Annotated in this window: 25 protein-coding genes; 12 read left to right on the top strand and 13 right to left on the bottom strand. The window is 71.9% G+C overall.

Annotation, left to right across the window (positions count from 1 at the left end; all coding sequences use genetic code 11):
• The first annotated feature begins 134 nt into the window (after positions 1 to 134).
• The gene (locus ACZ7DE_RS00240; protein ID WP_351913261.1) at positions 135 to 527 is read left to right on the top strand and encodes an SCO5389 family protein; all 393 of its coding nucleotides are present in this window, start codon (positions 135 to 137) and stop codon (positions 525 to 527) included.
• A gap of 84 nt (positions 528 to 611) precedes the next feature.
• Here ACZ7DE_RS00240 and ACZ7DE_RS00235 read toward each other — a convergent pair whose 3' ends face one another.
• Positions 612 to 1,640 carry an LLM class flavin-dependent oxidoreductase gene (locus tag ACZ7DE_RS00235; protein WP_470756300.1) on the bottom strand — a complete coding sequence of 343 codons (1,029 nt, stop codon included), beginning with the start codon at positions 1,638 to 1,640 and terminating at the stop codon, positions 612 to 614.
• A gap of 222 nt (positions 1,641 to 1,862) precedes the next feature.
• On the opposite strand from ACZ7DE_RS00235, the gene ACZ7DE_RS00230 reads away from it, so the two are divergent.
• Positions 1,863 to 2,195: an ATP/GTP-binding protein gene (locus ACZ7DE_RS00230; RefSeq protein WP_470756298.1), complete on the top strand. Its 333-nt coding sequence runs from the start codon at positions 1,863 to 1,865 to the stop codon at positions 2,193 to 2,195.
• Between the two features lie 27 nt (positions 2,196 to 2,222).
• Here the strand turns inward: ACZ7DE_RS00230 and ACZ7DE_RS00225 are convergent, their stop codons facing one another.
• The 7 genes from ACZ7DE_RS00225 to mce all read right to left on the bottom strand — a co-directional run bounded on the left by ACZ7DE_RS00225 (position 2,223) and on the right by mce (position 12,091).
• Positions 2,223 to 3,104 (bottom strand): ABC transporter permease, encoded by an 882-nt coding sequence (locus tag ACZ7DE_RS00225; RefSeq protein ID WP_470756296.1) that lies wholly within the window; start codon positions 3,102 to 3,104, stop codon positions 2,223 to 2,225.
• Entirely contained in the window at positions 3,101 to 4,363 is a 1,263-nt protein-coding gene (locus ACZ7DE_RS00220) for an ABC transporter ATP-binding protein (protein WP_470756294.1), read from the bottom strand. The genes ACZ7DE_RS00225 and ACZ7DE_RS00220 overlap by 4 nt, the downstream gene beginning before the upstream one ends.
• A gap of 110 nt (positions 4,364 to 4,473) precedes the next feature.
• On the bottom strand, positions 4,474 to 5,244 hold the full coding sequence (locus ACZ7DE_RS00215; protein WP_470756292.1) for an ABC transporter permease: 771 nt from the start codon (positions 5,242 to 5,244) through the stop codon (positions 4,474 to 4,476).
• A gap of 2 nt (positions 5,245 to 5,246) precedes the next feature.
• Positions 5,247 to 6,197: an ABC transporter ATP-binding protein gene (locus tag ACZ7DE_RS00210; RefSeq protein WP_470756290.1), complete on the bottom strand. Its 951-nt coding sequence runs from the start codon at positions 6,195 to 6,197 to the stop codon at positions 5,247 to 5,249.
• A gap of 217 nt (positions 6,198 to 6,414) precedes the next feature.
• Positions 6,415 to 7,353 carry a cellulose-binding protein gene (locus ACZ7DE_RS00205; RefSeq protein ID WP_470756288.1) on the bottom strand — a complete coding sequence of 313 codons (939 nt, stop codon included), beginning with the start codon at positions 7,351 to 7,353 and terminating at the stop codon, positions 6,415 to 6,417.
• Positions 7,354 to 7,536: 183 nt separating this feature from the next.
• Entirely contained in the window at positions 7,537 to 11,418 is a 3,882-nt protein-coding gene (gene scy, locus ACZ7DE_RS00200; protein ID WP_470756286.1) for a polarized growth protein Scy, read from the bottom strand.
• A gap of 232 nt (positions 11,419 to 11,650) precedes the next feature.
• Positions 11,651 to 12,091 carry a methylmalonyl-CoA epimerase gene (gene mce, locus ACZ7DE_RS00195; RefSeq protein ID WP_470756284.1) on the bottom strand — a complete coding sequence of 147 codons (441 nt, stop codon included), beginning with the start codon at positions 12,089 to 12,091 and terminating at the stop codon, positions 11,651 to 11,653.
• Between the two features lie 151 nt (positions 12,092 to 12,242).
• Between mce and ACZ7DE_RS00190 the strand changes: the two genes are divergently transcribed.
• The 3 genes from ACZ7DE_RS00190 to ACZ7DE_RS00180 all read left to right on the top strand — a co-directional run bounded on the left by ACZ7DE_RS00190 (position 12,243) and on the right by ACZ7DE_RS00180 (position 15,909).
• On the top strand, positions 12,243 to 13,454 hold the full coding sequence (locus ACZ7DE_RS00190) for an acetyl-CoA C-acetyltransferase (RefSeq protein WP_470756282.1): 1,212 nt from the start codon (positions 12,243 to 12,245) through the stop codon (positions 13,452 to 13,454).
• A gap of 62 nt (positions 13,455 to 13,516) precedes the next feature.
• Positions 13,517 to 14,473: a methylmalonyl Co-A mutase-associated GTPase MeaB gene (gene meaB / locus ACZ7DE_RS00185; protein WP_470756280.1), complete on the top strand. Its 957-nt coding sequence runs from the start codon at positions 13,517 to 13,519 to the stop codon at positions 14,471 to 14,473.
• 179 nt (positions 14,474 to 14,652) lie between these two features.
• Positions 14,653 to 15,909, top strand: coding sequence for an MFS transporter (locus ACZ7DE_RS00180; RefSeq protein ID WP_470756278.1), 1,257 nt, complete (start codon positions 14,653 to 14,655; stop codon positions 15,907 to 15,909).
• A gap of 608 nt (positions 15,910 to 16,517) precedes the next feature.
• Here ACZ7DE_RS00180 and ACZ7DE_RS00175 read toward each other — a convergent pair.
• The 4 genes from ACZ7DE_RS00175 to ACZ7DE_RS00160 all read right to left on the bottom strand — a co-directional run bounded on the left by ACZ7DE_RS00175 (position 16,518) and on the right by ACZ7DE_RS00160 (position 19,180).
• Positions 16,518 to 16,994 (bottom strand): MarR family winged helix-turn-helix transcriptional regulator, encoded by a 477-nt coding sequence (locus ACZ7DE_RS00175; protein WP_470756276.1) that lies wholly within the window; start codon positions 16,992 to 16,994, stop codon positions 16,518 to 16,520.
• A gap of 92 nt (positions 16,995 to 17,086) precedes the next feature.
• Positions 17,087 to 17,893, bottom strand: coding sequence for an AIM24 family protein (locus ACZ7DE_RS00170; protein WP_470757887.1), 807 nt, complete (start codon positions 17,891 to 17,893; stop codon positions 17,087 to 17,089).
• A 2-nt stretch (positions 17,894 to 17,895) separates the two neighbouring features.
• Positions 17,896 to 18,546, bottom strand: coding sequence for an AIM24 family protein (locus ACZ7DE_RS00165; protein ID WP_470756274.1), 651 nt, complete (start codon positions 18,544 to 18,546; stop codon positions 17,896 to 17,898).
• A gap of 1 nt (position 18,547) precedes the next feature.
• On the bottom strand, positions 18,548 to 19,180 hold the full coding sequence (locus tag ACZ7DE_RS00160) for an AIM24 family protein (RefSeq protein WP_470757885.1): 633 nt from the start codon (positions 19,178 to 19,180) through the stop codon (positions 18,548 to 18,550).
• A 170-nt stretch (positions 19,181 to 19,350) separates the two neighbouring features.
• Between ACZ7DE_RS00160 and ACZ7DE_RS00155 the strand changes: the two genes are divergently transcribed.
• From ACZ7DE_RS00155 to ACZ7DE_RS00145, 3 genes are all read left to right on the top strand, one after another.
• Complete coding sequence (locus ACZ7DE_RS00155) at positions 19,351 to 19,695, top strand: DUF3817 domain-containing protein (protein WP_470756272.1); 345 nt, start codon at positions 19,351 to 19,353, stop codon at positions 19,693 to 19,695.
• On the top strand, positions 19,692 to 19,985 hold the full coding sequence (locus tag ACZ7DE_RS00150) for an MTH1187 family thiamine-binding protein (RefSeq protein WP_470756270.1): 294 nt from the start codon (positions 19,692 to 19,694) through the stop codon (positions 19,983 to 19,985). Before ACZ7DE_RS00155 ends, ACZ7DE_RS00150 begins: the two co-directional genes overlap by 4 nt.
• A 132-nt stretch (positions 19,986 to 20,117) precedes the next feature.
• The gene (locus ACZ7DE_RS00145) at positions 20,118 to 21,095 is read left to right on the top strand and encodes a matrixin family metalloprotease (protein WP_470756268.1); all 978 of its coding nucleotides are present in this window, start codon (positions 20,118 to 20,120) and stop codon (positions 21,093 to 21,095) included.
• A 10-nt stretch (positions 21,096 to 21,105) separates the two neighbouring features.
• On the opposite strand, the gene ACZ7DE_RS00140 is transcribed toward ACZ7DE_RS00145, so the two are convergent.
• Positions 21,106 to 22,107 carry an ArsR/SmtB family transcription factor gene (locus ACZ7DE_RS00140; protein WP_470756266.1) on the bottom strand — a complete coding sequence of 334 codons (1,002 nt, stop codon included), beginning with the start codon at positions 22,105 to 22,107 and terminating at the stop codon, positions 21,106 to 21,108.
• A gap of 117 nt (positions 22,108 to 22,224) precedes the next feature.
• Between ACZ7DE_RS00140 and ACZ7DE_RS00135 the strand changes: the two genes are divergently transcribed.
• The 4 genes from ACZ7DE_RS00135 to ACZ7DE_RS00120 all read left to right on the top strand — a co-directional run bounded on the left by ACZ7DE_RS00135 (position 22,225) and on the right by ACZ7DE_RS00120 (position 26,200).
• Complete coding sequence (locus ACZ7DE_RS00135; protein WP_470756264.1) at positions 22,225 to 23,484, top strand: MFS transporter; 1,260 nt, start codon at positions 22,225 to 22,227, stop codon at positions 23,482 to 23,484.
• An 11-nt stretch (positions 23,485 to 23,495) separates the two neighbouring features.
• Positions 23,496 to 24,002 carry a MarR family winged helix-turn-helix transcriptional regulator gene (locus ACZ7DE_RS00130; RefSeq protein ID WP_470756262.1) on the top strand — a complete coding sequence of 169 codons (507 nt, stop codon included), beginning with the start codon at positions 23,496 to 23,498 and terminating at the stop codon, positions 24,000 to 24,002.
• A gap of 63 nt (positions 24,003 to 24,065) precedes the next feature.
• Positions 24,066 to 24,404 (top strand): DUF3817 domain-containing protein, encoded by a 339-nt coding sequence (locus ACZ7DE_RS00125; RefSeq protein ID WP_470756260.1) that lies wholly within the window; start codon positions 24,066 to 24,068, stop codon positions 24,402 to 24,404.
• A gap of 74 nt (positions 24,405 to 24,478) precedes the next feature.
• The gene (locus ACZ7DE_RS00120; RefSeq protein ID WP_470756258.1) at positions 24,479 to 26,200 is read left to right on the top strand and encodes an acyl-CoA mutase large subunit family protein; all 1,722 of its coding nucleotides are present in this window, start codon (positions 24,479 to 24,481) and stop codon (positions 26,198 to 26,200) included.
• The last annotated feature ends 8 nt before the right edge of the window (positions 26,201 to 26,208 follow it).

Here is a 26,208-nt window from a genome sequence, read left to right as displayed (position 1 = left end):
GTCACGGTCCGTTGCCTACCGTAGGGAACGGGAGGTCGCGATGCGTGTACTCAGCGTGTGCGGTGTTTCGGCATGCGGACTCCCTTTCCCTGTCCGGCAACCCCTGATGTTCTGGGGGTGCGAGAGGAGTACCCATGTCGCTCGACGTCTCACCGGCCCTACTCGAACAGGCCGAGCGAGGCGAGGTCGACGAAGCAGAATTCGTCGACTGCGTCCGGACCTCCCTGCCCTACGCATGGGAGATGGTCAGCTCCCTGGTGGCACAGCTGAAGGTGGACGGCGGAGACTTCGCCGACAACCAGACGCCCCCGCCGGACGAGCAGGCACGCGGCCAGTTGCTGCGCGCGCTCGCGAGTGACGCCATACGCGGTGCGCTGCAGCGGCACTTCGGTGTGCGGCTGGCGTTCCAGAACTGCCACCGGGTGGCGGTGTTCCCGTTGGACTCGGCTGTCGACGAGAAGCTCACCCGCTTCACCTCGGTCCGCAGCCAGGTGCTGAACCAGTCCCCGGAATTCCGGGACTGCTGACTCTGTGAGGCTGTCGCTTGCCGCTCCTGACGCGGGAGACTCCATCAACACGGGAGCGGCAAGCTTCGCGGTCGTCCGGGCTGTTCACCGGAGGTGGGGGAGGACCTCCGAGCCCAGCCGCCGTACGTTCTCCTCCGTGGCCGCGAGGTCGCCCGAGCCCTCGACGAGCAGAGCGAAGCGCGAGATGCCGGTCCGTTCGCTGGTCGCGGCGAGGCGGTCGCCGCACAGCCGCGGGGTGCCCACCGGGTGCAGCCCGCAGAGCAGTTCGGTGTACGCGACCGGGTCCCGCATGCTGCGGGCTCGGCCGTCCACCGTCATATGCGCGTCCAGACCCTGTTTCAGCCAGCCCGGCATCGCCTTCACCAGGGTCTCCACCGCGTCCGTGCGCCGGTCCGCGATCTGGCAGACGCCCGCGGAGACATGGGCCGCGCCACGGATCTCGTCCCCGGACCGCCCGGCGGCGCGCGCGAACCGCCGCCACTGGGCGACCATCTCGGCCTTCTCCTCGTCCCCCACGTGCATCCCGAGCAGCATCGGCAGCCCGCGCTCGGCGGCCAGCCTCACGCTCGCCGGTGAGGTGCACGCCACGACGACCTCCGGTCCCGCCGTCTCCGTCAGGGCCTCCGACGGCCGTGGCACGACCGGGACTTCGCGGAAGCGGAAGCGCTCGCCGTCGGCTCCCACCGAGGGTTCCCGCAGCCAGCGAACCAGCAGATCGAGTGATTCCGGGAACCCTCGCTCGTACGCCTCCAGACCCGCGCCGAACACCTCCAGGTCGACCCACGGCCCGCCGCGGCCCACGCCCAGCGAGAAGCGGCCGCCACTCGTCAGGTGCAGCAGCGCGGCCTGTTCGCCGAGGGCCACGGGGTGGACGGTGGGCAGCACGCTGACCGCCGTGCCGACCCGGATGCGGCGGGTGCGGCCCAGCAGCAGAGCGGCGAGCGTGACCGCCGACGGGCACGTGCCGTACGGCACGAAGTGGTGCTCGGCCAGCCAGACCGAGTCGAGACCCGCCTCCTCGGCCACCTCGGCAGAGCGGACCGCGCGGTGCAGCGCCTCCCCCTGACCCTGGCCGGGGAACTGGGCTCCCAACACGAAACTTCCAACGCGCATGGACTTTCCTGCTTCCTTGGCTCCGACACGGAGCTCCCCCACCCGGCATAACCGTCTGACACGTGCCGAGGACACGGCCTGGCGGAGAGATTTGCGGATTGTCTGCAGAATCGGACGCCCGCGAGGGGGACTTGCGGCCCCGGCTGCCCTACGGGTACCCGGGGCCGGGCCGCGTAGGCTGGATGCCGAGCCTGCTTCCTGTATAGCCCCGTGAGGTGTCCTGTGTCCCCGCGTCGCAACCGACCCAAGGGTGAGAACTCGTCCGGCCGGAGCGCCGAGGACGACTCCGCGAGCCGTTACGGCGGCTGGCAGTCCGCGGAGGCCTGGCAGGGCGAGCGGTGGAGCGTGCGGCACGTGGCCGGCGCGAGCGCGCAGGGCAAGGCGTACCGGTGCCCCGGCTGCGACCAGCTGATCCCCGACGGCGTTCCGCACGTCGTCGCCTGGCCGGAGCACGCGGGCGTCGACGACCGCCGGCACTGGCACAAGGCGTGCTGGAACGCACGGGACCGCCGCACCCCCGGGGTGCAGCGGTCCCGTAACGCGCCGAGGTTCTAGGGCCGGTTCCGGCGGGCCGGCGGCGGATCAGACGTCCCGCTTCTCCAGCAGCGCGAAGGCGGCGGCGAGGGCGGCGGCCGTCACGCCCAGCGCGATCCACAGCGGGTCCCAGCCGCTCGGGCCGCTGTCGCTGAGCGAGGTCGAGTAGAAGACGCCCAGCTGGTTCGGGATCGAGTACTCGAACAGGGCCTGGCGCAGGTCCTCCAGCGAGGACGAGAACATGAAGATCGCGATGACCAGCGGGGCCAGCAGCAGACCGATCATGATGGTGATGGCGCCGGCCGAGTGCCGGATGATCGAACCGACGGCCAGCGAGAGCAGTCCGAGCAGCGCGACGTAGAGGGACACGCCGAAGGTGGCCTTGAGCCACTCCCCGCCGGTCGGCTGGCGGGCGTCGCCCAGCATGCCCACGTGCACCATGGCGACGAAGCCGGACGACAGGAGCGTCACCGCGAAGGCGACGCCGAAGAAGACGACCGCCTTCGCCGCGAGGACCCGGCCGCGTGACGGGCAGGCCACCATCGTCGTGCGGATCATGCCGGTGCCGTACTCCGAGGCCGTGGTCAGCACGCCGAGCGTGATGACGCACATGCTGCCCAGGAGCAGTCCGAAGAAGCCGAACGACAGCGCGGTCTCGCCCTCGAGGTCGCGCTCGGAGGCGTTCGCCGCGACCACCGCTCCGGCCAGCAGACCGATGCCCACGACGAGCAGCACGAACACGCCCAGCGTCCACATCGTGGAGCGCACCGACCGGATCTTGGTCCACTCCGAGGCGACGGCGTGTCCGAGGTGCGTGCGCACGATCGGGATCGGCGAGGTGTAGGCCGGGCCGTGCCCGGCGTACGAGGGACCGGGCGCCGCCTGCCAGGCGGGCGCGGCCTGCGGCGACGGGTGCTGCGGGGTGCTCATCGGGCGTCCTCGGACTTGGTCGGGGCGACGTCGGGGGCGGGGGCGGCGGGCGCGGCCGGCGCCTTGTCGAGTGAGGCGGCCGGGGCCGGGGCCTCGGCCGGAGCCTGGGCGGGCCCCTGTGCGTACGGGTTGGCTCCGCCCGGGCCGGGAGCGCCGGCGGGCGCCCCCGGGGCGCCGTACGCGCCGTAGGAGGCCGCCGGGGGCGTCTGGGCCGGCTGCGGCGGCGCGTAACCCTGCTGCGGGGGCGGCGGGGCGTACCAGCCCGGCTGCCCCTGACCCGGCACCGGCATCGGCGGCTGTGCGCCGGGCGGCAGCTGCTGCTGGAGGCCGGCCTTCTGGTCGGTGGTCGACCGGTAGTCCACGGCGCCCTGCGTCATCCGCATGTACGCCTCCTCCAGCGAGGCCTGGTGCGGCGACAGCTCCCACAGGCGTACGTCGGCCTCGTGGGCGAGGTCGCTGATGCGGGGCAGCGGCAGCCCGGTCACCCGCAGCGCGCCGTCCTGCTCGGGCAGCACGTGGCCGCCCGCCTCGGTGAGCGCCGAGGCCAGCTTCTCGCGCAGCTGCGGGTCGGTGTGCGGGGTGCGGACGCGCGCGAAGTCGGCGGAGTTGGCCGAGATGAAGTCCTTCACGCTCATGTCGGACAGCAGTTGCCCGCGTCCGATGACGATCAGGTGGTCCGCGGTCAGCGCCATCTCGCTCATCAGGTGGGAGGAGACGAACACCGTGCGGCCCTCGGCGGCCAGCGACTTCATCAGGTTGCGCACCCACAGGATGCCCTCGGGGTCGAGGCCGTTGACCGGCTCGTCGAAGAGCAGCACCTGGGGGTCGCCGAGCAGCGCGGCCGCGATGCCGAGCCGCTGGCCCATACCCAGGGAGAAACCCTTGGAGCGCTTGCGGGCCACGTCCTGCAGACCGACCACGCCGAGCACCTCGTCGACCCGCCGGGCCGGAATGCCGGACAGCTGGGCCAGACACAGCAGGTGGTTGCGGGCGTGCCGGCCGCCGTGCACCGCCTTGGCGTCGAGCAGGGCGCCCACCTGGCGGGCCGCGTTGGGCAGCCTGCGGTACGGATAGCCGCCGATCGTCACCGTCCCGGCGGTCGGGTTGTCCAGGCCGAGGATCATCCGCATGGTCGTCGACTTGCCGGAGCCGTTCGGCCCGAGGAAGCCCGTCACGGCGCCGGGCCGCACCTGGAAGGAAAGGTTGTACACAGCGGTCTTGTCACCGTAGCGCTTGGTCAGGCCGACTGCTTCGATCATGCTCCGCACCCATCGAAAGGATCAGGACAGCAGGGCACACGCCCCCGTAAGGGTTAGGAGGATATCGGGGCGCTGACGGTTCCGCTCAAATGAAAGCAAAGCCCAAAGCGTTACGCGTCGCGTTTCCTCAGCAGCAGGTAGCCGCCCGCCACCGCGGCGACCGCCCACAGCGCCATGATGCCGAGCCCTCCCCACGGCCCGTACGGGGTGTCGTCGTCGATCGGCGTGACCACCTGCATGATTTTGCTGCCGGCCTGGTCGGGCAGGTACCGGCCGATCTTCTTCGTCGCGGAGACGTTTCCGAGGATGTTGGAGATCAGGAAGAAGAACGGCATCAGAATGCCGAGCGACAGCATCGGCGAGCGCAGCATCGTGGCCACGCCCATCGAGAACACCGCGATGAGGGTCATGTACAGGCCACCGCCGATGACCGCTCGCAGGACCCCGGTGTCCTCGATCGACGCCTTGTGGGAGCCGAGCATGGCCTGCCCCAGGAAGAACGTGACGAAGCTGGTGGCCAGCCCCACCACGAGCGCCAGCCCGGTGGCCACCGCGATCTTGCTGAACAGGAAGGTGCCGCGCTGCGGCACGGCGGCCAGCGAGGTGCGGATCATGCCGGTGCTGTACTCGTTCGACACGACCAGCACCCCGAACACGATCATCGCGAGCTGGCCGAGGGTCATCCCGGCGAAGCTGATGAAGGTGGGGTCGAAGTCGAGCCGGCGGGTGCGGCTCATGTCGTCGTACTCGTTCCTCGACAGCGCGGAGATGAGCATGCCGAGCGCGACGGTGACGACCACGGCCAGGGAGAGCGTCCACACCGTGGACGCCACCGACCGGATCTTGGTCCATTCGGACCGGATGACCTGGGTCGCCGCCATCGTCAGCTCCTCGTCCAGTCGTCGCCCCACGGCTGTTCGGGGGGTGCGTCCGTGTGCGCGTGGTACTCCACCGACTCCGCGGTCAGCTGCATGAACGCCTCCTCCAGCGAAGCCTGTTGCGGGCTCAGCTCGTGCAGCACGATCTGGTGCTGCGCGGCCAGCTCCCCGATGCGCTCGGACTTGCCGCCGTCCACCTCCAGCGAGCCGTTGCCGGTCTCCACGACGGTGATCCCGGCGCCGTGCAGCACATCGAGCAGCCGCTCGCGCTGCGGGGTGCGGATGCGGACGTACGACCGTGAGTTCTGCGCGATGAAGTCGGCCATCGAGGTGTCGGCGAGCAGTCGGCCCTGTCCGATCACCACGAGGTGATCGGCGGTCAGCGCCATCTCGCTCATCAGATGGGAGGAGACGAACACCGTCCGACCCTGCGCCGCCAGCGACTTCATCAGGTTGCGGATCCAGTGGATGCCCTCCGGGTCGAGACCGTTGACCGGCTCGTCGAACATCAGGATCCGCGGGTCGCCGAGGAGCGCGCCCGCGATGCCGAGCCGCTGGCCCATGCCCAGCGAGAACCCCTTGGCCTTCTTCCTCGCCACGGCCGTCAGCCCGACGGTGTCCAGCACCTCGTGCACCCGGCTCTTCGGGATGCCGTTGCTCTGGGCCAGACACAGCAGATGGTTGAAGGCGCTGCGGCCGCCGTGCATGGCCTTGGCGTCCAGCAGGGCGCCGATGTACTTCAGGGGGTCCTTCAGCCGGTCGTAGTGCTGACCGTCGATGTGGACGTCCCCGGCCGTCGGCCGGTCGAGGCCCAGCATCATCCGCATGGTGGTGGACTTGCCGGCGCCGTTGGGCCCGAGGAAGCCCGTGACGATGCCCGGTCTGACGGTGAAGGTGAGGTTGTTGACCGCCACTTTCTCGCCGTACCGCTTCGTCAGGCCCGCAAGCTCGATCATGCCGACACGCTATGACCCGTGTGGGGCGGCTGCCACCCGGCCGGGCAAACAGGGGGCGACGCCCACGGCAACGGCCCGCAACGGCCCTCGACACGACCGCCCGGACGGGGGAGAGCGGGCCCCCGGACGCAGGACGCCGGGCATCCGCCCACGGCAGGCGGACACGGCAGAGGCCCGCACCCCGAGGGAGCGCGGGCCTCGACGTTCGTACGGGAGACTACCGGGACTGCTGCGCCGGAACCCCGCGCGAGATCGACTCGTCGTCCGTGGACGGCGTGCCGGCCGCGGCCACCGCGGCGCCGGTCAGCGTGGCGAGCATCTCGCGGACGTTCGTCAGCTGAGCGTTGATCGAGTCGCGGCGGTTGGTGAGAGCCGCCAGCTCGCGCTCGGACTCCGAACGGATCCGGTCGGCCTTGGCGTTGGCGTCGGCCACGATGTCCTCGGCCTGACGCTGCGCCGTCTCGACGGTCTGACGGGCGCGACGCTCGGCGTCGGTGCGCAGCTTCTCGGCCTCCAGGCGCAGCTGCTCCGCGCGGTGCTCGATCTCCGCGAGACGCTTCTCCGCCTTCTGCTGACGGGACGCGAGGTCGCGCTCCGACTGCTCGCGGCGCTTGGCCAGGTTGGTCTCGAAGTCCGCGGCGGCCTGAGCGGCCTTGGCGCGGGTCTCCTCGAAGAGGGCGTCGGCCTCCTCACGCTTCGACTGCGCGTCCTTCTGCGCCTCGGAACGCAGCTGCGACGCGTCGCTCTTGGCCTTCTCGACGATCCGGACGCCCTCGTCCTCGGCCTTGGCCTTGCGCTCCGCAGCGAACGATTCTGCGTCGTTGCGGACCTGCTGGGCCGCGGACTCGGCGAGCTCACGGTGCTGCTCGGCAGCGCGACGGGCCTCCTCGCGCAGATCCTTGGCCTCTTCCTCGGCGAGGCGGAGGATCTTCTCGACACGCGCGCCGAGACCGGCGTACGACGGCTCCGCGTCGCTTACCTGGGCCTGGGCGTTCTGCGTCTCGAGGTGGAGCTCCTCGATGCGCTTTTCCAGAGCAGTGATACGAGCCAGAGCGCTGTCACGGTCGGAGACGAGCTTCGAGATGCGTTCGTCCACCTGAGCGCGGTCGTACCCACGCCGCACAAGCTCGAAGCCGTAGGGGGAAGTGTCGCTCATGGGGTTCCTGTCGAATGAGACCGGTGAGGTGATAGGTGGAATCCTAGGGGCCTTTGCGGTGTGTCATCGAGCGTATGCGTGTTTGATCTGGAGAATGACACCCCTTTTGGGTGGCTCAAGGGCGGAGCGCTTGCCAAAGGTTAGGTCAAAGGCTCCAGACTTTAACGCAATCCACACATTCCGCTAGGCATCCGAGGACTTCCCACCTGATCGTGGCGCGCCGATGGCAGCCCCGGCCTTGACGCCCCCGTCCTTGCCTCCGGCCGGTGCCTCGAAGGACTCCAACGCCTCCAGCACGTCCTGGACGCGGGAGATCTCGGCGTTGATGTCCTCACGCCGGCGCACCAGGACCTCCAGCTCGCGCTTGCCCTCCTCGACCGTGCGCCGCGCCTCGCGGATCGCCTCGGCCTTGAGCTCCTCGGCCTCCCGCACCAGCGTCGACTTCTTCTGCTCGGCCTCCTTGAGCAGGCCCTCGGCCTTCTTCACGGCGGCGATGCGGACCTTGCCCGCCTCGGAGTTGGCGTCCGACACCAGCTCCTTCGCCTTCGCCTGCGCCTTGGCCAGCTGCTCCTCGGCCGCCTGGATGAGCGCGTCGCAGCGGTCCCCGGTCGACTTCATCGTCTCGGCGGCCTCACGGCGCGCCCGCTCGTGCAGCGCCTCGATCTCGCTGGTGATGCGGTCGCGCAGCTCCTCGGCCCGCTCCCTTATCGCGGTCGCGTCCCGACGGGCGCCGACCAGCAGCTCGTCGGCGTCCGTGCGGGCCTTCTCCACCCGGGAGTTGCCCTCGACGGTCGCCTCGGAGACCAGCCGCTCGGCCTCGCTGCGGGCCGCGCCGACCATCGAGTCGGCCTGCGCCTCCGCGTCCGCGGTGGTCTTCTGGGCCTGCTGCTGCGCCTCGGTGAGCAGCTTGTCGGCCTCGGCGGCGGTCTCCGTGATGAGCGTGTCGACCTGTTCGGCCGCCTCGGAGCGCCGCTTGTTGGCCTCCTTGCGGGCCTCGTCCAGCGTCGAGTCGGCCTCCTCGCGGGCGACGCTCATCAGACGGTCGGCCTCCGCCGCCGCCTCCGCCTTGACGCGCTCGGCCTCGGCCCGGACCCGCTCGGCGTGCTGCTGCGCGGAGCCCACCGTCTCGGCGGCCTCGGCCCGCAGCCGCTCCGCGTCGCCGGACGCGTCCGAGATCAGCTTCTCCGCCTTGGCGATCGACTCGGCCCGCAGGCGCTCGGCCTCCGCCACGGTCTCGGCCTGCAGTCGCTCGGCCTCGGCGAGGGTCTCCGTCTGGAGCCGCTCCGCCTCGTTGCGCGCCTCGGTGATGAGGGTGTCGGCCTGGGTCGCCGCGTCCGAGCGGATGCGGTTGGCGTCGTCGCGGGCGTCCGCCCGGGTGCGCGCCGCGTCCTGATCGGCCTGCGCGATGGCGTCCGAGACCTCGGTGCGCACCCGCTGGGCGTGCGCCGCCGCCTCCGAGCGCAGCCGCTCCGACTCGGCGATCGCCTCGCCGACGGTCCGCTCCGCCAGCTCCTGCGCGGCCTCCGACGCCTCGTTCGCCTCGCGCCGGACCCTGCTCGCGTCCTCGGCGGCCCGCTCCCGCTCGGCGTAGGCGTCGGCGCGGACCCGGTCCGCCTCCTCCTCGGCCTCGCGCCGGGTACGGTCCGCCGCGTGCTCGGCCGCGGAGCGCAGCCCGGTGATCTCGTCCTGGGCCTGCTCGTGCAGCCCGGCCACGGAGTCCCGTACCTGCTGCGCGTGCTGTTCGGCCGCCGACACCATCTCGTTGGCCCGCCGGTCGGCCTCCTCCACCAGCCGCACGGCCTCGGTCTGCGCGTCCTCCACGCGCCTGCGCGCCGAGGCCAGCAGTTCCTCGCTCTGCTCGCGGGCCCGCTCGCGCTCCTGGTCGGCCTCCTGGCGGGCGGAGCCGAGAAGCTCCTCGGCCTCGCGACGGCGCCTCAGCGCCTCCTCCTGGGCGGCGGCCAGCGTCTCGGAGGCCTCGGCGGCCAGGCGCTCGGCCGCGGCCTGTGCCTCGGCGCGCACCCGGTCGGCGGTGTCCTGCGCCTCGGTCTTGAGACGCTCGGCCTCGGCGGCGGCCTCGGAACGCAGCCGTACGGCGACGGCCTCGCCCTCGGCACGCGAGGCGGACGCGTCGGCCGCGGCCTCGTTGCGCAGCCGTTCCGCCTCGGCGTCGGCCTGCTGCTGCAGGGAGCGGATCCGCTCCGCGGCCTCCGAGCGCAGACGGTCGGTCTCCTCGGCGGCCTCGCGACGGATCCGCGCGGCCTCCTCACGGGCGTCCGTCAGCGCCTGCTCGGCGGAGGCGAGGCGGGCCTCGGCCTCCGTCTGCAGCCGGTTCAGCTCCTCGGCGGCCTCCGCCTGCCGGGCCTCTATCGCACGTTCCGACTCCACGCGCAGCTCGCGCGCGGCCTGCTCGGCGTTCGAGGTGATGGTCTCGGCGAGCTCGACCGCCTCCTCGCGGGAGCGCTCGGCCTCCGCGCGGGTCCGCTCGAGGGTCTCCTCGGCCTGGCGGCGCAGCGCGGTGGCGCGCTCGATGGCCTCGGTGCGCACCTTCTCGCTGTCGGAGGTGGCCTTCTGGCGCAGCTCGTCCGCGTCGGCCTTCGCCTTGGACAGCAGCTCCTCGGCGGACCGGGCCGCCTCCTCGATCTGCTGGACGGCCTCCTTGCGGGCCTCCGCGCGGATCTTCTCGCCCTCGGCGACCGCGTCGGCGCGCAGCTGCTCGGCCTCGCCGCGCAGCCTGCGGGCCTCCTCCTGCAGCTCGACCGTCTTGGCGCGGTACTCCTTGGTGTCGTCCTTCGCCGAGCCCTTGAGCTGCTCGGCGATGTCGTGCGCCTCGGCGCGCAGCCGGTCGGCCTCGGTCTCCGCCTCGCGACGGATCCGCTCGGCCTCCTCGGCCGCGGCCTTCGTGGTGCGCTGGGCGTCCTCCTGTGCCTTGTTGAGGACGTCCTCGGCGGTCTTGGCCGCCTTCGACAGCTGGGTCGCGCTCTCCTCGGCGGTGAGCGTGCGGGCCCTCTCGGAGGCCTCCGCGACGATCTTCTCGGCCTCGGCGCGGGCGTCGGCGACTACCTGCTCGGCGTCCGCCTTGGTGGTCTCGGCCTCCTTGGTGGCCTCGCTGACCAGCCGGGCGACCTGCTCCTTCGCCGTGCGGGTGCGCTGTTCGTTGGCCGACTCCGCGCTGGAGAGGGCCTTGGCCGCGGCCTCCTTGGCCTCGGCGAGCACCTTGTCGGCCTCGGCCTGCGCCTTGCGCAGCGCCTCCTCGGCCTCGGACATGCGCTGCTCGGCGGCGCGGCTGAGCTCGCCGGCCTGACGGCGGGCCGCGTCGGACTCCGTGACGGTGGAGGTGCGCAGCTGCTCCGCGTGGTCGCTGGCCTCCTGGGCCTGCGTGGAGGCGGCGTTCAGCAGCCGCTCGGCGTCCGTGCGGGCCCGCAGCAGCAACTGCTCGGCCTCCGCACGGGCGGCCTCGGCGTCGGCCTGGAGCCGCTGGCGGGCCTCCGTGGCCACCCGTTCGGCCTCGGCGCGCGCCGTGGCCAGGGCCTGCTCGGCCTCCGCCCGCGACTCGTCGAGCAGCCGGCGGGCCTGTGCCTCGGTACGGGCCCGCAGCTGCTCCGCCCACGCCACGTTCTCGTTGACGTGCGACTCGACGTTCTGCCGGCGCTCCGCCAGCTCCTGGTCGAGCTGCTGGCGACGGGTGACCGCCTCCTGGTGCAGCTCCGCCTGCAGCCGGGCCGCCTGCTCGGCGTGCTCCTGCAGGATCCGCTGCGTCTGCGCCCGCACCTGGCTGAGCTCGCGCTCGGCGTCCTGGCGCAACTGGTCGGCCTGCATCTGCGCGTTGCGCAGCAACTGTTCGGCCTGGTACCCGAGGTCGCCGCCGTCGAAGGCGGGCCGGGACATGATGGTGCGACGCGCCTCGTGCAACTTGGCGCGCAGCACCTCGACCTGGTAGCCGAGGTCCTCGGCGTGCTGAATCGCCTTTTCCCGCTCGGTCTTCAGCCGCTTCATCTCGGCTTCGAACCGAGTCAGGTGGTCGACGTCAGCCGCCGGCTCCCGCTCCTGGCTCTCGTAGCCCCGCACTGCGCGGTCCCATCCGTCCCTGGTCGCAAGCTTCCCGAACGGGCTCCGTCCATCCGCCGAACGGGGCCCCCGGGGAATGGTGTCAGATCAACGACGGAGCATGGGCTGCTGCCCCGACGCTCGTCCCCCGAAACCCGGACCCCGGCTGCGTCCTGCCGCCGTACGGCAGGACCGGGTCGCCCCGGTGTGAGCGGCGACCGAGCCCAACCCTACCGGCCCATATGTACGAGGGTCAGTGCTCAGGTGACTCAACAGGTGCCGATGTGACCAGTTCTGTCAGAACTCCGTGGCAATCCTTGGGGTGCAGGAAGGTGATTCGTGACCCCATGGAGCCGCGTCGGGGCTCTTCGTACAGAACGCGTACGCCCTTGGAGCGGATGTCCTCGGCGTCGCCGTCCACATCCGCCGTACCGAAAGCGATGTGGTGGACCCCCTCGCCGTTCTTGGCGAGCCACTTGCCGACGGCGGAGTCCTCCCGCGTCGGCTCGAGAAGCTGCAGGTAGGAGGCGCCTCCGTCGGACGTTTCGTTGATCTTGAGCATGGCCTCGCGCACGCCCTGCTCCTCGTTGACCTCGGTGTGGAACACCTCGAAGCCGTATGTGGAACGGTAGAACTCGACGGTCGTGTCGAGGTCGTGGCAGGCGATCCCGATGTGGTCGATTCGCGTCAGCATGTTGTCAGTGCAGCGCGCCGGAGGTGGTTACGCAACGTGCGCGCGATCACACTGACGGCCCGATGACGGCACGGAGTGCCACTCAGTACATTCGAAGTAAACCCTCGTTCACTCCTCGGCCTGTGCAGGCCGGTAAGGGGAATCGCAGCTCATGACTGGATCGACTGGTTCCAACGGCACGACCTCGGTGATCGTCGCGGGCGCGCGTACGCCCATGGGACGGCTGCTGGGCTCCCTCAAGTCCTTCTCCGGAGCCGACCTCGGCGGCTTCGCGATCAAGGCCGCCCTCGACCGTGCGGGGATCGGCGGCGACCAGGTGCAGTACGTGATCATGGGCCAGGTGCTGCAGGCCGGGGCGGGGCAGATCCCGGCCCGGCAGGCCGCGGTCAAGGCCGGCATCCCGATGAACGTCCCCGCGCTCACGATCAACAAGGTGTGTCTGTCGGGCCTCGACGCGATCGCGCTCGCGGACCAGCTGATCCGTGCGGGCGAGTTCGACATCGTGGTGGCGGGCGGCCAGGAGTCCATGACCAACGCCCCCCACCTGCTGCCGAAGTCCCGCGAGGGCTTCAAGTACGGCGCGATCGAGATGCTCGACGCGATGGCGTACGACGGGCTGACCGACGCCTTCGAGAACATCGCCATGGGCGAGTCCACCGAGAAGCACAACGCGCGCCTCGGCATCGCCCGTCCGGAGCAGGACGAGATCGCGGCGCTCTCCCACCAGCGGGCGGCCGCCGCGCAGAAGAACGGCGTCTTCGAGGCCGAGATCACCCCGGTGGAGATCCCGCAGCGCAAGGGCGAGCCGGTCGTCTTCAGCAAGGACGAGGGCATCCGCGGCGACACCACCGCCGAGTCCCTGGGCAAGCTCCGCCCGGCGTTCGCCAAGGACGGCACGATCACCGCGGGCTCCGCGTCGCAGATCTCCGACGGCGCGGCGGCCGTGGTCGTGATGAGCAAGGCCAAGGCGCAGGAGCTCGGCCTCGAGTGGATCGCCGAGATCGGCGCCCACGGCAACGTGGCCGGGCCGGACAACTCGCTGCAGTCCCAGCCGTCCAACGCCATCCTGCACGCCCTGAAGAAGGACGGCCTGGAGGTCTCCGACCTCGACCTGATCGAGATCAACGAGGCCTTCGCCGCCGTCGCGGTCCAGTCAATGAAGGACCTGGGCGTGTCCACGGAAAAGGTGAACGTCAACGGGGGTGCGATCGCCCTGGGCCACCCGATCGGCATGTCCGGCGCCCGGCTGGTCCTGCACCTGGCGCTGGAGCTCAAGCGCAGGGGCGGCGGCGTCGGCGCGGCCGCGCTGTGCGGCGGCGGCGGTCAGGGTGACGCGCTGATCGTCCGGGTACCCAGGGCCTGAGACCGTCGTCGAGCCGGACGAGCGGATCCGGACGGAGCTGAACGGAGCTGAACGGAGCTGTGATGCAGGACGTCTCCTCGCTGGCCGCCCAGGCCAGGGAAGGCCGACCCCGGGCCGTGGCCCGGCTGATCTCCCTGGTGGAGGGGGCGTCCCCGCAGCTCAGGGAGGTGATGGCGACCCTGGCGCCGCTCACCGGCAACGCGTACGTGGTGGGTCTGACCGGTTCGCCGGGCGTGGGCAAGTCCACCTCGACCTCCGCGCTGGTCACCGCCTACCGCAGGCAGGGCAGGCGGGTCGGGGTCCTGGCCGTCGACCCGTCCTCGCCGTTCTCCGGCGGCGCCCTGCTCGGCGACCGCGTCCGGATGTCCGAGCACGCCTCGGACCCCGGCGTCTACATCCGCTCCATGGCCACCCGGGGCCACCTGGGCGGCCTCGCCTGGGCGGCGCCGCAGGCGATCCGCGTGCTGGACGCGGCGGGCTGCGACGTGATCCTGGTCGAGACGGTCGGCGTCGGCCAGTCGGAGGTCGAGATCGCCTCCCAGGCCGACACCAGCGTCGTGCTGCTCGCCCCCGGGATGGGCGACGGCATCCAGGCCGCCAAGGCCGGGATCCTGGAGATCGGCGACGTCTACGTCGTCAACAAGGCCGACCGGGACGGCGCGGACGCCACCGCCCGCGAGCTGAACCACATGCTCGGCCTCGGCGAGGCCCGTGCCCCGGGCGACTGGCGGCCGCCGATCGTGAAGACGGTCGCCTCCCGCGCCGAGGGCGTCGACGAGGTCGTCGAGGCGCTGGAGAAGCACCGCGCGTGGATGGAGGAGCACGGCGTCCTCGCCGAGCGGCGCCGGGCCCGGGCCGCCCGCGAGGTGGAGACGATCGCCGTCACCGCCCTGCGCGAACGCATCGGAGACCTGCACGGCGACCGCCGGCTGAGCGCGCTCGCCGAACGCATCGTCTCCGGCACGCTGGACCCCTACCGCGCGGCGGACGAACTGGTGGCGGGGCTCACCGAGGGGTGAGACGGCCACCCGGCGGAAAAGGCGTGGTGCGCCGCCGGGACGCACTGCTACGTTCGACCACGTGTTCCTCCTCTTGGCATAGGGCCCGCCTCGGCGCGTGCCCGGTGAGCGGCAGTCGGCCGCACCGGGCACGGCGATCAGGCGTCCCCTTTCCCCCGCCATGAGTCGAGGAACCTCTCATGTCCGCTCCGCACGCGGTGCTGCCCTCGTACGCCGCCGTTCTGCGCGTCCCGCACGCCCGCCGCACCTTCGCCGCCGCCCTGACCGGCCGCCTGTCGTACGGGATCGTCCCGCTGTCCGTGATGCTCGCCGTGACCCGCGCCAGCGGTTCGTACACCGCGGCGGGCGCCGTCATGGCGCTGTTCGGCGCCACCGCCGTCTTCCTCTCGCCCGTCCGGGCGGCCTTCGTCGACCGTCACGGGCCGCGCCGGGCCATCGCCTCGATGACGGCCGGGTACGTCGCTCTGCTCGCGCTGCTGACCGCCGCCGTCTCCCGCCCGGACACCTCCGCTCCCATGCTGGGCGCCCTGGCCGCGGCCGCCGGCGCCTGCGTTCCGCCGCTGGGGCCGGCCATGCGTGCGGTGTGGGCCGGGCTCACCCCGGAACGGGGGCTGCTGCAGCGCGCCTACAGCCTCGACGGGGTCGCCGAGGAACTGCTCTTCGTCACTGGCCCCCTGCTGGTCGGCGCGCTCGTCGGCGTCGCCCCGCCGTCCGCCGGGATCGCCCTCGGCGCGGCCCTGATGGCCGTCGGCGCGGCCGGGTTCGTGTCGTCGCCTGCCGTGCGCGACGCGCGGCCCGCCAAGACCGGCGGGCCGCGCGGCGGCGGTGGGCTGCGCGGACTGGGGCGGCCCCTGGTCGCCGTCGCGGGCGTCGGGCTGGCACTCGGCGTGGTCGACCTGCTGGTCGTGGCCTTCGCCGAGCGGCACGGGCACGGCGACGGCGGCGCGAGCGTCGCCTGGGTGCTGGCCGCTCTGTCCGCGGGCAGCGCCGTCGGCGGCCTGCTCAACGGGGCCGTCGCCTGGCGGTCCCCGGCCGGGGCACGGCTCCCGCTGCTCACCGCGGGACTCGGGCTGACGCTGTGCGGCGCGGCACTCGCGCCGGGGCTCGGCACGCTCGCCGCCGCCGTCGCGGTCGCCGGGTTCTTCGTGTCCCCGGCGCTGACCACGGCCTATCTCGCCGCCGACGCGGTCTGCGCGCCGCATGCCCGGGTGCGGGCAGGGGCCTGGGTCAACACGGCGGTCAACGCGGGGATCACGGGCGGAACGGCGGTCGCGGGTGCGCTCGCCGGGCGGCTGCCCGTCGGGGCGTGCTTCGCGCTGACGGGGGCCACGGTGCTGGCCACGGCGGCGGTCGTCACCCTGATGCCCCGCAAGGACGGGCACCAGGAGACACGACGGCGACAGGAGACGGGCGAACTCGCGCCGCTGGCCCGGTGACCCGCCCCGCGGGCCGGTCGTCGAGGCCCTGCGCGCCCTGACCCGTGCGCACGCCCGCCTGCCACGCCCCGCGCTCGACGGTGCCGCCCTTCGGGCCCTTCGGGCCGCACCCCCGGCCGTCGTCGGGGCCGATGCCGGTCCCCGCGCCCTGGCAGCGACGGCGGGGGAGGGGGACCGGGGCGTCGACGTCGCGCCCTTCGGCGGGGAGGTGTCCGGATCGCGGGGGCAGCGGGGGCGGGTGCCGGCCAACCTGCTCGGCGACGCGCGACGGCGTGTCGGGACGGCGTGTCGGTGGTCGAGGCGGGCGTGCGGCGGGCGGGCGACGAGGTCGTCGACGTGGTCGCCGATGTCGGGGAGGGGGCCCGAGGGGACGGCGGCGGGCCTTCGGGCGAGCATTTCGAGCGTTTCGTGCGGCTCGGTGCGGCTGGGTTCGGCCCGCGGCCGGGGACGAGCACGGGGCGCGCCCTAGGGAGACCATCACCCGGGAGGGGGCGGCCCACTCGGCGGCACCTCACGGTAAGCAGGGTGACGGCAAGGCGGAACCCCGGATGCCGACAGGCGGAGCCCTGTTCGAGCTCCGCCTGTCGATCGCCCGGAAGGGAAGCCGCCTACGGCCGTCCCCGCTGCCCGCGCAGGTGTTCGGCCACGGGCTTGAGGGCCTTGGAGAGGTCCGCGAGGGCCTCGGAGGAGAGGTGGTCGATGAAGTGCCGCCGCACGGAGTCCACATGGTGGGGTGCGACCTTCTGCATCGTCTCCAGGCCGTGCTCGGTCAGGACCGCGTACAGGCCGCGACGGTCCGACTCGCAGTTCTCACGGCGCACCAGGTCGGCGTTCTCCATCCGGGTGATCTGGTGCGAGAGGCGGCTCTTGGACTGGAGGGTGGCGGACGCGAGGTCGCTCATCCGCATCCGGACGCCCTCCGACTCGGAGAGGTTCACCAGGATCTCGTAGTCGTTCATGGTCAGGCCGAACGGCTGCAGATCCTTTTCGAGCTGGTACGTCAACAGCCTGTTGACCTCCAGATGGGTGCGCCAGGCGCACTGCTCCGCGTCGGTCAGCCACCGAGTGGCCGTTTCGGTCTCCATAAATGAAGTCTACCTAAAATGTTGAAAGGCGAACTAGTGAGGGTGGTGTGACGGTGCGCACGCGTTCGATGTCACACTCCGCAGACTACCGCTCACAGCCCGAAGCGACGCTGGAGGTCTCCGAGCTGTCCGGGAAGGCGCGGTGCGCCGGATTGCGCTCCGGGCCCGCCGTGCCCACCCGGCACACCGCCCGATCCGGGCACTCCCGGCTCGTGCGGAACCACCCCCGTGGCCTGCTCGGCCATGAGGGTCTCGGACGACTGCAGCAGCACCGTGCCGGCACCCACGAACTCGAACTGGTGCTCCTCCCCGGAGGCGCCTCCGAGGCCCGTCAGTGCACGTAGACCGCCCATCACGCCCGTCATGTACCCGTGGTCGTAGTGATGGCACGGGGACGGGCAGTCGGCCCAGCCGACGAGTGCCTGAGGGTCCACCCGCAGGGGAGGTTCCATGAACACCACCGGCCCGTTAGATGCGGCCACGAACTTTCCGGTTCCGATGAGTGTGAGAAAACCCGGCACGATCGACTGCTTGAGCGACAGACTTGGCTGAAAAGCGAGCAGATTGCCCGAGCGAATGGTCAGGTTGCCGTCGTCCAGATCGTATGAATTCACGTCGAAGGCCCGGTCGGCGAGCAGCATCTTGCCCGAGCCCTCCGCCACCACCCAGTCGCTCGCGTGCAGAGGCGAATGGAAGGAACTGCGCACCAGACGGTCCAGTCGGCCGTGTCCGACGCCGTTGAAGTCGATCGACCCGTAGTAGGCGATCATCTTCCCCTTCTGCAGGAACCACTGGCTCCCCTTGAGCTCCACGCAGAAGGTGTAGTTGTTCACGTTGTCGTCGACCGGCAGGGTCATGGGGTCGTACACCGTCGGGCCGCCGCCCGGAGCCCCGTACATGCTCACAGCTTCTCCTCCGACGCCTGGACGAACACCGCACCGCTGCCGCTGAGCTCCAGCTGGAACGCCTCGCCGGAGCCGCGGCCCACCATGTCCCGCCAGCCCAGCGCCGTCGACAGCTTGTTGCGGACGTCGCCGTGGTGGGCGACGTAGGCCTGCGGGTCGACGTGGACCGGGCGCTGCGGGGTGATGGGAACCTCGAAGACCCCGCCGTGGGCCATCACGGCGACGGCCCCGTGCCCCTTCAGGGTGGTGGTGAACAGCCCCTGGCCGCTCACCTGTCCGCGCACCATGCCCATGACCCCGCCCTGCGAGCCCAGGAACATGGTGCCCTGCGTGAGCGTGCCCTCGAAGGCGAGCAGCCGGTCGGCCTCGACGTACAGCGTCTCGCCGGTCAGGCGGACGACCTGGACGTGGTGGCCGCCGTGCCCGAAGAGAACCGTGCCGTTGCCCTCGACGGTCATCAGGGGTGTGTCCTCGTTGGCGAGCCGCCGCCCGATCATGGACATCACCCCGCCCTGGCCGCCCTGGACGTTGGGTGTGAAGGACACCTCGCCGCGGTACGCCAGCATCGCGCCGCGCTGACTGAAGAGCCGTTGGCCGGGGACCACGGTCGCCTCGAGCACTTTGGAGTTGATCTCGCGGAAGCTCATCTCACACGTCCCCCGCGATCGTGTTGCGCTCGCTCGGCTGCACGTACACCAGGCCGTCCCCCTCGAACCGGATCTGGAAGGCCTCGCCGCCGCCCTCGCCCAGGAAGGTGCGGAACGTCACCCCGGACTGGAAGGACTGCCGGACGTCGCCCTGGTGCGCGATGTACGCGCCGGGGTCGACGGTCAGCGGGTACTGCGGGCTGACGCGCAGCACCACGGCCGGCCCGTCCGAGGTGATCGCGGCCTGCCCGTGTCCCTCGACGGTCGTCGTGAACAGTCCGTTGCCCTGGGTCGCGCCGCGCAGTCCGGTGAAGCTCGTCCCGGTCCGCAGCCCGGCGTCGGTCGCGAGCAGATTGCTCGACTCGACGTAGAGCTTGTCCCCCTGGAGCCGGACGAGGTTGATCTCGGAGGCCCGGTCGGCGAACCAGCACGTCCCCTGCCCCTTCACCTCCATCACGGTCATCTGCTCGCCGGTGAGACGCCGGGTCACCATGCCCCGGATGCCCTCGCCGCCGCCGCTGAGCTTCTTGAAGGCCATCTGCCCGTCGTACGCGACCATCGAGCCGTTCTTCGCCTTCACGGCGTCCCCGGTCATGTCGACGGCCAGCACCTTGCTGCCTTGGAGTCGAAACATCGCCACGCGGTGAAGGTATCGGCCGGACGGGTGTGCACAACAGCACCCGGAGGTGGAGAACGACCCTGAACGCACCCTTAGGGGGACCGTTTGCCACAATGGACGAACGCTTGTGCGTGCATTCACAAACCGCCCGTTCAGATCGCCGTACCTCCCCCCGAAGGTGACCCGTGGACCTGAAGACAGCCTCCGCCCTCCGCCGACTGCGCCTGGTCTCCGCCCCCGAGGCCGTGTCCTTCCTCCTGCTGCTGCTCTGCTCGGTGCTGAAGCGGACCACGGACTTCAACGCCGTGCCCGTGATGGGCATGGTCCACGGCGTGCTGTTCGTCCTGTACGTGCTCTTCTGGGCGGACGCCTGGAACCGCACGAAGTGGTCCCTGGGGACCGCGGCCGTCTACTTCGTCCTCTCGGTCCTGCCGACCGGCGGTTTCTTCGCCGAGCGCAAGCTGCGCCGTGAGGCCGAGGACGCGGTCATCGCCTCCCGCGCCCGCAACGAAGGCGTCGTGAACGCATGATCGTCGCCTTCTCGGTCACCCCGCTGGGCGTCGGCGAGGACGTCGGCGCCCATGTCGCCGAGGCCGTCCGGGTCGTCCGCGAGTCGGGCCTGCCGAACCGCACCGACGCCATGTTCACCTCCGTCGAGGGCGAGTGGGACGAGGTGATGGACGTCGTCCGGCGCGCCGTGGCCGCCGTCGAGGCACGCGCTCCCCGGGTCTCCCTGGTCCTGAAGGCGGACATCCGCCCCGGCGTGACGGACGGGCTCACCTCGAAGGTGGCGACCGTGGAACGGCACCTCGCGCCCTAGCAGGCTGAGCACCCGTATGACGAGTCACCCGAATGGGTGCGCAAATACGGGGTTCTGGCGCGCGCCGCCTGGCTAATGTCTCCCGGAGTCGATCAAGTCCGCGCGCAGGCGCGGCGTCGAAGGGAGCACGCGGTGGCAGGGCGGCGCGGGCCGGGACTTCCCGGCAGGGTGATCACGGCGTTCGTACTGGCGGCGTCTGTGGCGGCGGTCTGCGTGGGCGAGGCGCCCCGGACGCCCGCCTGCGCCCTCGCCCGCGGCGAGCTGACCGTCGAGGATCTGCCCCCCGGCTCGTCCGTGCTGGACTGCCCCGTCGTCGGCCGTGTGGTCACCCATGACGGTGCGGGTCTGGCGGTGCCCGAACCCGGCACCACGGTCAGCGTCGACGCGCTCACCACCAGCGGCTCGGCGCACGGCTTCAGCCTGGCCGTCGCGGCCGACGGCACGGTCTCCTACTCCTACGAGGCGGAGCACACACGGAGCCGCCCGGGCAGCCGGGCCGACGCCCCGGCCCCCTGCGCCGACGGCGCGTACTCCACCGCCCGGCGCAAGGAGTACGGCACGTACGAGTGGTTCATCGGCGACGGCCCCTTGCCGGGCGGTCTCTCGCACGCCGAGGCCCGGCGCGACTTCGAGGCCGCCGTCGCCACCATCACCACCAGCCGCAACGACTGCGGCTTCGACGACAGCGTCTCGGCCAGGTCCCGGTACCTGGCGACCACGACCAAGGAGGCCGGCATCGACGGCGAGGCCCGCTGCGTCCGCCGGGACGGCCTGAGCGTGTGGGACGCGGGCGACATCGGCGCCGGCGCCGTCGCCACGACCTGCACGTGGAGCCGGCCGGTGCCCGGCGGCCGCCCCGAGAAACTGCTGGAGGCCGACGTCCGCTTCAACACCCACGACTACACGTTCACCAGCAACCCGACCGGCGCCTGCACGAACGCCTACGACCTCCGCAGCGTCGCCACGCACGAGGCCGGGCACGTCTTCGGCCTGGGCCACTCGGGCGCCGGACACGAGAACCTCACCATGTACGCCCGATCGTTCGCCTGCTCCACCAGCGCCCGCACTCTAGGCAAGGGCGACGTCCTCGGCCTGCGCAGCCTCTACTGACCCCGGGCGGCTAGCCGTACGGAGTGCCGCCCGACACCAGCGCGATCCCCAACGGCGTCCGCTCGTAGAGCACATGGTGCCCGTAGCGCCGGGACACCAGCAGCCCGCAGTCGCGCAGCAGCGTCAGGTGCGCGGACACCGACGACGGGGCGAGCCCGAGACGCCGGGCGAGCGCGGAGGTGCCGGCCGGCTCGTCGAGCGCGCCGAGCACGGCCGCCCGGCCGCGTCCCAGCAGCCGCACGAGCGTGTCGGGGAGGCGGTCGGCGTGGTCGGAGGGGTCGGCCCACAGGCCGGCGATGCCCCGCGCGGGGTAGACCAGCGTCGGCTGCCAGGGCGGGTCGAAGGCGCTGACCACGTCCGGCCACGAGAACACGCTCGGCATCAGCACCAGCCCCTGCCCGCCCAGGTGCCGCTCGTGCTCCCCGTTCGAGGCGACGGTGAGGGTTCCCGCCCGCCAGCCGCACCGCCGGTTGATCTCCGGCAGCAGCCCGCCCAGGCCCACCTCGGCCAGCCGCCGTGAGTGGAAGGCGACGTCCGCCTCCAGCAGGGCCCGCAGCCGCGGCCAGTCCGGGGCGAGCAGGGTGAGCCAGATCTCCTCCAGCACATCGGCCAGCTCCCGGATCATCCGCTCCGGATCCGCGAGCCACGCCCGGCCCCGCGGCGAGTCCAGCGCGCCCGGCGTGTCCGCGAGCGAGCGGGCGGTGCCGTCGCGGGCGTCCCGTGGATCGGCGGCCCGGACCGCGGCGATCTCCTCCTCGAACCCGGCCGCCGGGCCGAGCGGCGGCGGGCACAGCCAGTCGGGGCAGTAGCCCCGGCGCGGCATCAGCAGCCACAGGCCGGTCAGGTCGAGCGTCTCGGCGGCCGCCCTGATCCGGCGCAGCCAGGGCGCGTGGTAGCCGTGCCGGTCGGGCCGCTTGAGGGTCCGCGCGACCTCCTGCGTCTCCCACAGCGGGGACACCGCGAACCGGCAGCGCAGGAAGTCGTCCTCCCCGAAGTGCAGATGTGACGGCACGGACCCACCTCTCGGACATGCGGCCCGGACACGTGCCGCCCGCCCCCGTCCGGCCCGTACATTCGGCCGTGCCCGAAACTCTAGGCCGCGCGCCGCCGCCCGAGCACGCTGCTGCCCATGTCAGAAGTCACGACGGCCCCCACCGGGGCGCCCGCGCCGGCCGGCTATCGCCGCGTCCTCGCCGTCCGCGAGTTCCGGGCCGTCTTCGCCGCCCACCTGCTGTCCATGCTCGGCGTGATCGTCGCCGAGATCGCGCTGTCCGTGCTCGTCTACGACCTCACCGGCTCACCCCTGATGAGCGCCCTGGCCTGGGCCCTCGGCTTCCTGCCGTACGTCGTCGGCGGCACCCTGCTCGCCGGGGTCGCCGACCGCTTCCCGGCCCGGCGCGTCCTCGTGGGCTGCGACCTGGTGTGCGCGCTGTGCGTGGTGCCGATGACGGCGCCGGGCGCGCCCCTCGCCGTGCTGCTCGCCCTGCGCTGCTGCCTCGCCGTCGTCTCGCCGGTCTTCGCGGGCACCCGCATGGCCACCCTCGCGGACATCCTCGGCGACGGCGACCTGTTCGTCCTCGGCCGCTCCCTGCTGCGCATCACCGCGCAGAGCGCGCTGCTCGTCGGCTTCGGACTCGGCGGGGTGCTGCTCACCGTCGCCTCCCCGCGCCAGGCCCTCGTCGTCACCGTCGGCACCTTCCTCGCCTCCGCCGTCCTGCTGCGCCTGGGCACCCGTCGCCGCCCCGCCCGGGCCCGGACCGGAGGCGCGCTGGTCACCGACTCCCTCAAGGGGGCCCGGCAGATCCTCGCCGACCGGCGGGTACGGGCGCTGCTGCTGCTCTTCTGGGTGCCGCCGGCCTTCACGGTCGCCCCGGAGGCGCTGTCCGCGCCCTACGCCGACGACCTCGGCGTCGGTCCCGTCGGCCTGGGCCTGCTGATGTGCGCGCTGCCGGTCGGCACGGTCGCCGGCGAACTGTTCGCGGGGGCCCGGCTGCGCCCCGTCACCCGCGAGCGCGTCGCCCTGCCGCTCGTCTGTGTGACCCTGCTGCCCTACCTCGGCTACGCCCTGCACCCCGGTCTCGTCGTCTCGCTGCTCCTGCTGCTGGTCTCGGGCGCCGGTTCGGCGTACACCCTCGGCCTCGACCAGTGGATCGTCCGGGACGTGCCCGAGGAGCTGCGCGGACGGGCCATGACGCTGCTCACCGCCGGACTCATGACGTTCCAGGGCGTCGGCATGGCGCTGGCGGGGGCGGCCGCCGAGCTCGTGGGGGTGACGGCGGCCGTCACCGGGGCGGGCGCAATGGGGACGGTGTGCTGCGTCCTGACGGCCAGGGCGGTCCGGCGGACCGAAACGCGAGACGGGGCTGACCGCGATGTGACCGGCCGGTAAGGTCTGGAGGCGTGCCGAAACCGCTCAGTCTTCCCTTCGACCCCATCGCCCGCGCCGATGAGCTCTGGAAGCAGCGCTGGGGGAACGTGCCGTCCATGGCCGCGATCACCTCGATCATGCGCGCGCACCAGATCCTGCTCGCCGAGGTGGACGCCGTGGTCAAGCCGTACGGCCTGACGTTCGCACGCTACGAGGCGCTGGTGCTGCTCACGTTCTCCAAGGAGGGCGAGCTGACCATGTCGAAGATCGGCGAGCGGCTCCAGGTGCACCCCACCTCGGTGACGAACACCGTCGACCGGCTGGTGCGGTCGGGCCTGGTCGACAAGCGCCCCAACCCCAACGACGGCCGCGGCACCCTCGCCGTCATCACCGAGAAGGGCCGCGAGGTCGTCGAGGCGGCCACCCGCGACCTGATGGCGATGGACTTCGGGCTCGGGGTGTACGACGCGGAGGAGTGCGGGGAGATCTTCGCGATGCTGAGGCCCCTGCGGGTGGCGGCGCACGACTTCGAGGACTGATCCGCCGGACGGGGTCCAACCCCGCGCAAGATCGCCCGAAAACCGGTGGTTACGCTCGTCCTCATGAAAAAGAGCGTGCTGACCCGCTACCGCGTCCTGGCCTACGTCACCGGTGTGCTGCTGGTCCTGCTGTGCCTGAGCATGATCGCCAAGTACGGCCTGGACGTCGACGGCGCCGCGGACTTCACCCGCGTCGTCGCCATCGCGCACGGCTGGCTGTACGTCGTCTACCTGGTCTTCGCCTTCGACCTGGGCTCGAAGGCCAAGTGGCCGGTCGGAAAGCAGCTGTGGGTGCTGCTGGCCGGGACGATCCCGACGGCCGCCTTCTTCGTCGAGCGGCAGATCAGCCACGAGCTCGCCGACCGGGCCGCGGACGCGGCTCCGGCGCCCGTCAAGGCGTAACCCCACCGCCGTCCGCACCCGCGCGCGGCGGTTCGGTGTCGACGTTTACTAGGACGTCCTAGTAAATTTGGGGTATGGACGCTGACGCCATCGAGGAGGGCCGCCGTCGCTGGCAGGCCCGCTACGACGCCTCGCGTGAGCGCGAGGCCGCCGGGGGCCCGGGTGACCGGACACGCCGCACGCTCTCCGGGGATCCCGTGGAGCCGGTGTACGGGCCACGGCCCGGCGACGTGTACCAGGGCTTCGAGCGCATCGGCTGGCCCGGGGAGTACCCCTACACGCGCGGCCTGTACCCCACCGGCTACCGCGGGCGCACCTGGACCATCCGGCAGTTCGCCGGGTTCGGCAACGCCGAGCAGACCAACGAGCGCTACAAGAAGATCCTGGGCGCCGGAGGGGGCGGCCTGTCGGTCGCCTTCGACATGCCGACCCTCATGGGCCGCGACTCCGACGACCCCCGCTCGCTGGGCGAGGTCGGCCACTGCGGGGTCGCGGTCGACTCGGCCGCCGACATGGAGGTCCTCTTCCGGGACATCCCGCTGGGCGACGTCACGACGTCCATGACGATCAGCGGGCCGGCCGTCCCCGTCTTCTGCATGTACCTCGTCGCCGCCGAGCGGCAGGGCGTCGACCCGAGCGTCCTCAACGGCACGCTCCAGACGGACATCTTCAAGGAGTACATCGCCCAGAAGGAGTGGCTCTTCCGGCCCGAGCCGCATCTGCGGCTGATCGGCGACCTGATGGAGTACTGCGCCGCCGAGATCCCCGCCTACAAGCCGCTGTCCGTCTCCGGCTACCACATCCGCGAGGCCGGCGCGACGGCCGCGCAGGAGCTGGCCTACACGCTGGCGGACGGCTTCGGGTACGTGGAACTGGGGCTGAGTCGGGGGCTGGACGTGGACGTGTTCGCGCCCGGCCTGTCCTTCTTCTTCGACGCCCACGTCGACTTCTTCGAGGAGATCGCCAAGTTCCGTGCGGCACGCAGGATCTGGGCGCGCTGGATGCGGGACGTCTACGGGGCGAGGTCGCAGAAGGCGCAGTGGCTGCGCTTCCACACGCAGACCGCGGGCGTCTCGCTGACGGCCCAGCAGCCCTACAACAACGTGGTGCGCACGGCCGTGGAGGCGCTCGCGGCGGTGCTCGGCGGGACCAACTCGCTGCACACCAACGCCCTGGACGAGACCCTCGCGCTGCCGAGCGAGCAGGCGGCGGAGATCGCGCTGCGCACCCAGCAGGTGCTGATGGAGGAGACCGGGGTCGCCAACGTGGCGGATCCGCTGGGCGGTTCCTGGTACGTGGAACAGCTGACGGACCGGCTCGAGGCCGACGCAGAGAAGATCTTCGAGCAGATCCGGGAGCGGGGCGCGTCGGCCCACCCCGACGGGCGGCACCCGATCGGTCCGATCACGTCCGGGATCCTGCGCGGCATCGAGGACGGCTGGTTCACCGGGGAGATCGCGGAGTCGGCGTTCCGGTACCAGCAGGCGCTGGAGAAGGGGGAGAGGAAGGTCGTCGGCGTCAACGTGCACACCGCGTCGGTGACCGGGGAGCTGGAGATCCTGCGGGTCGGCCACGAGGTGGAGCGGGAGCAGGTGCGGGCGGTGGCCGCGCGGAAGGCGGCCCGGGACGACAGCGCCGTGCGGACCGCGCTCGACGCCATGCTGACGGCCGCCCGGGACGGGTCCGACATGATCGGGCCGATGCTCGACGCGGCGCGGGCGGAGGCGACGCTGGGGGAGATCTGCGACGCGCTGCGGGCGGAGTGGGGGGTGTACACGGAACCGGCGGGCTTCTGAGGCGGAAC

The sequence above is a fragment of the Streptomyces sp. NPDC037083 genome, from assembly GCF_055606485.1.
This window is presented reverse-complemented; position numbering and strand designations above follow the sequence as displayed.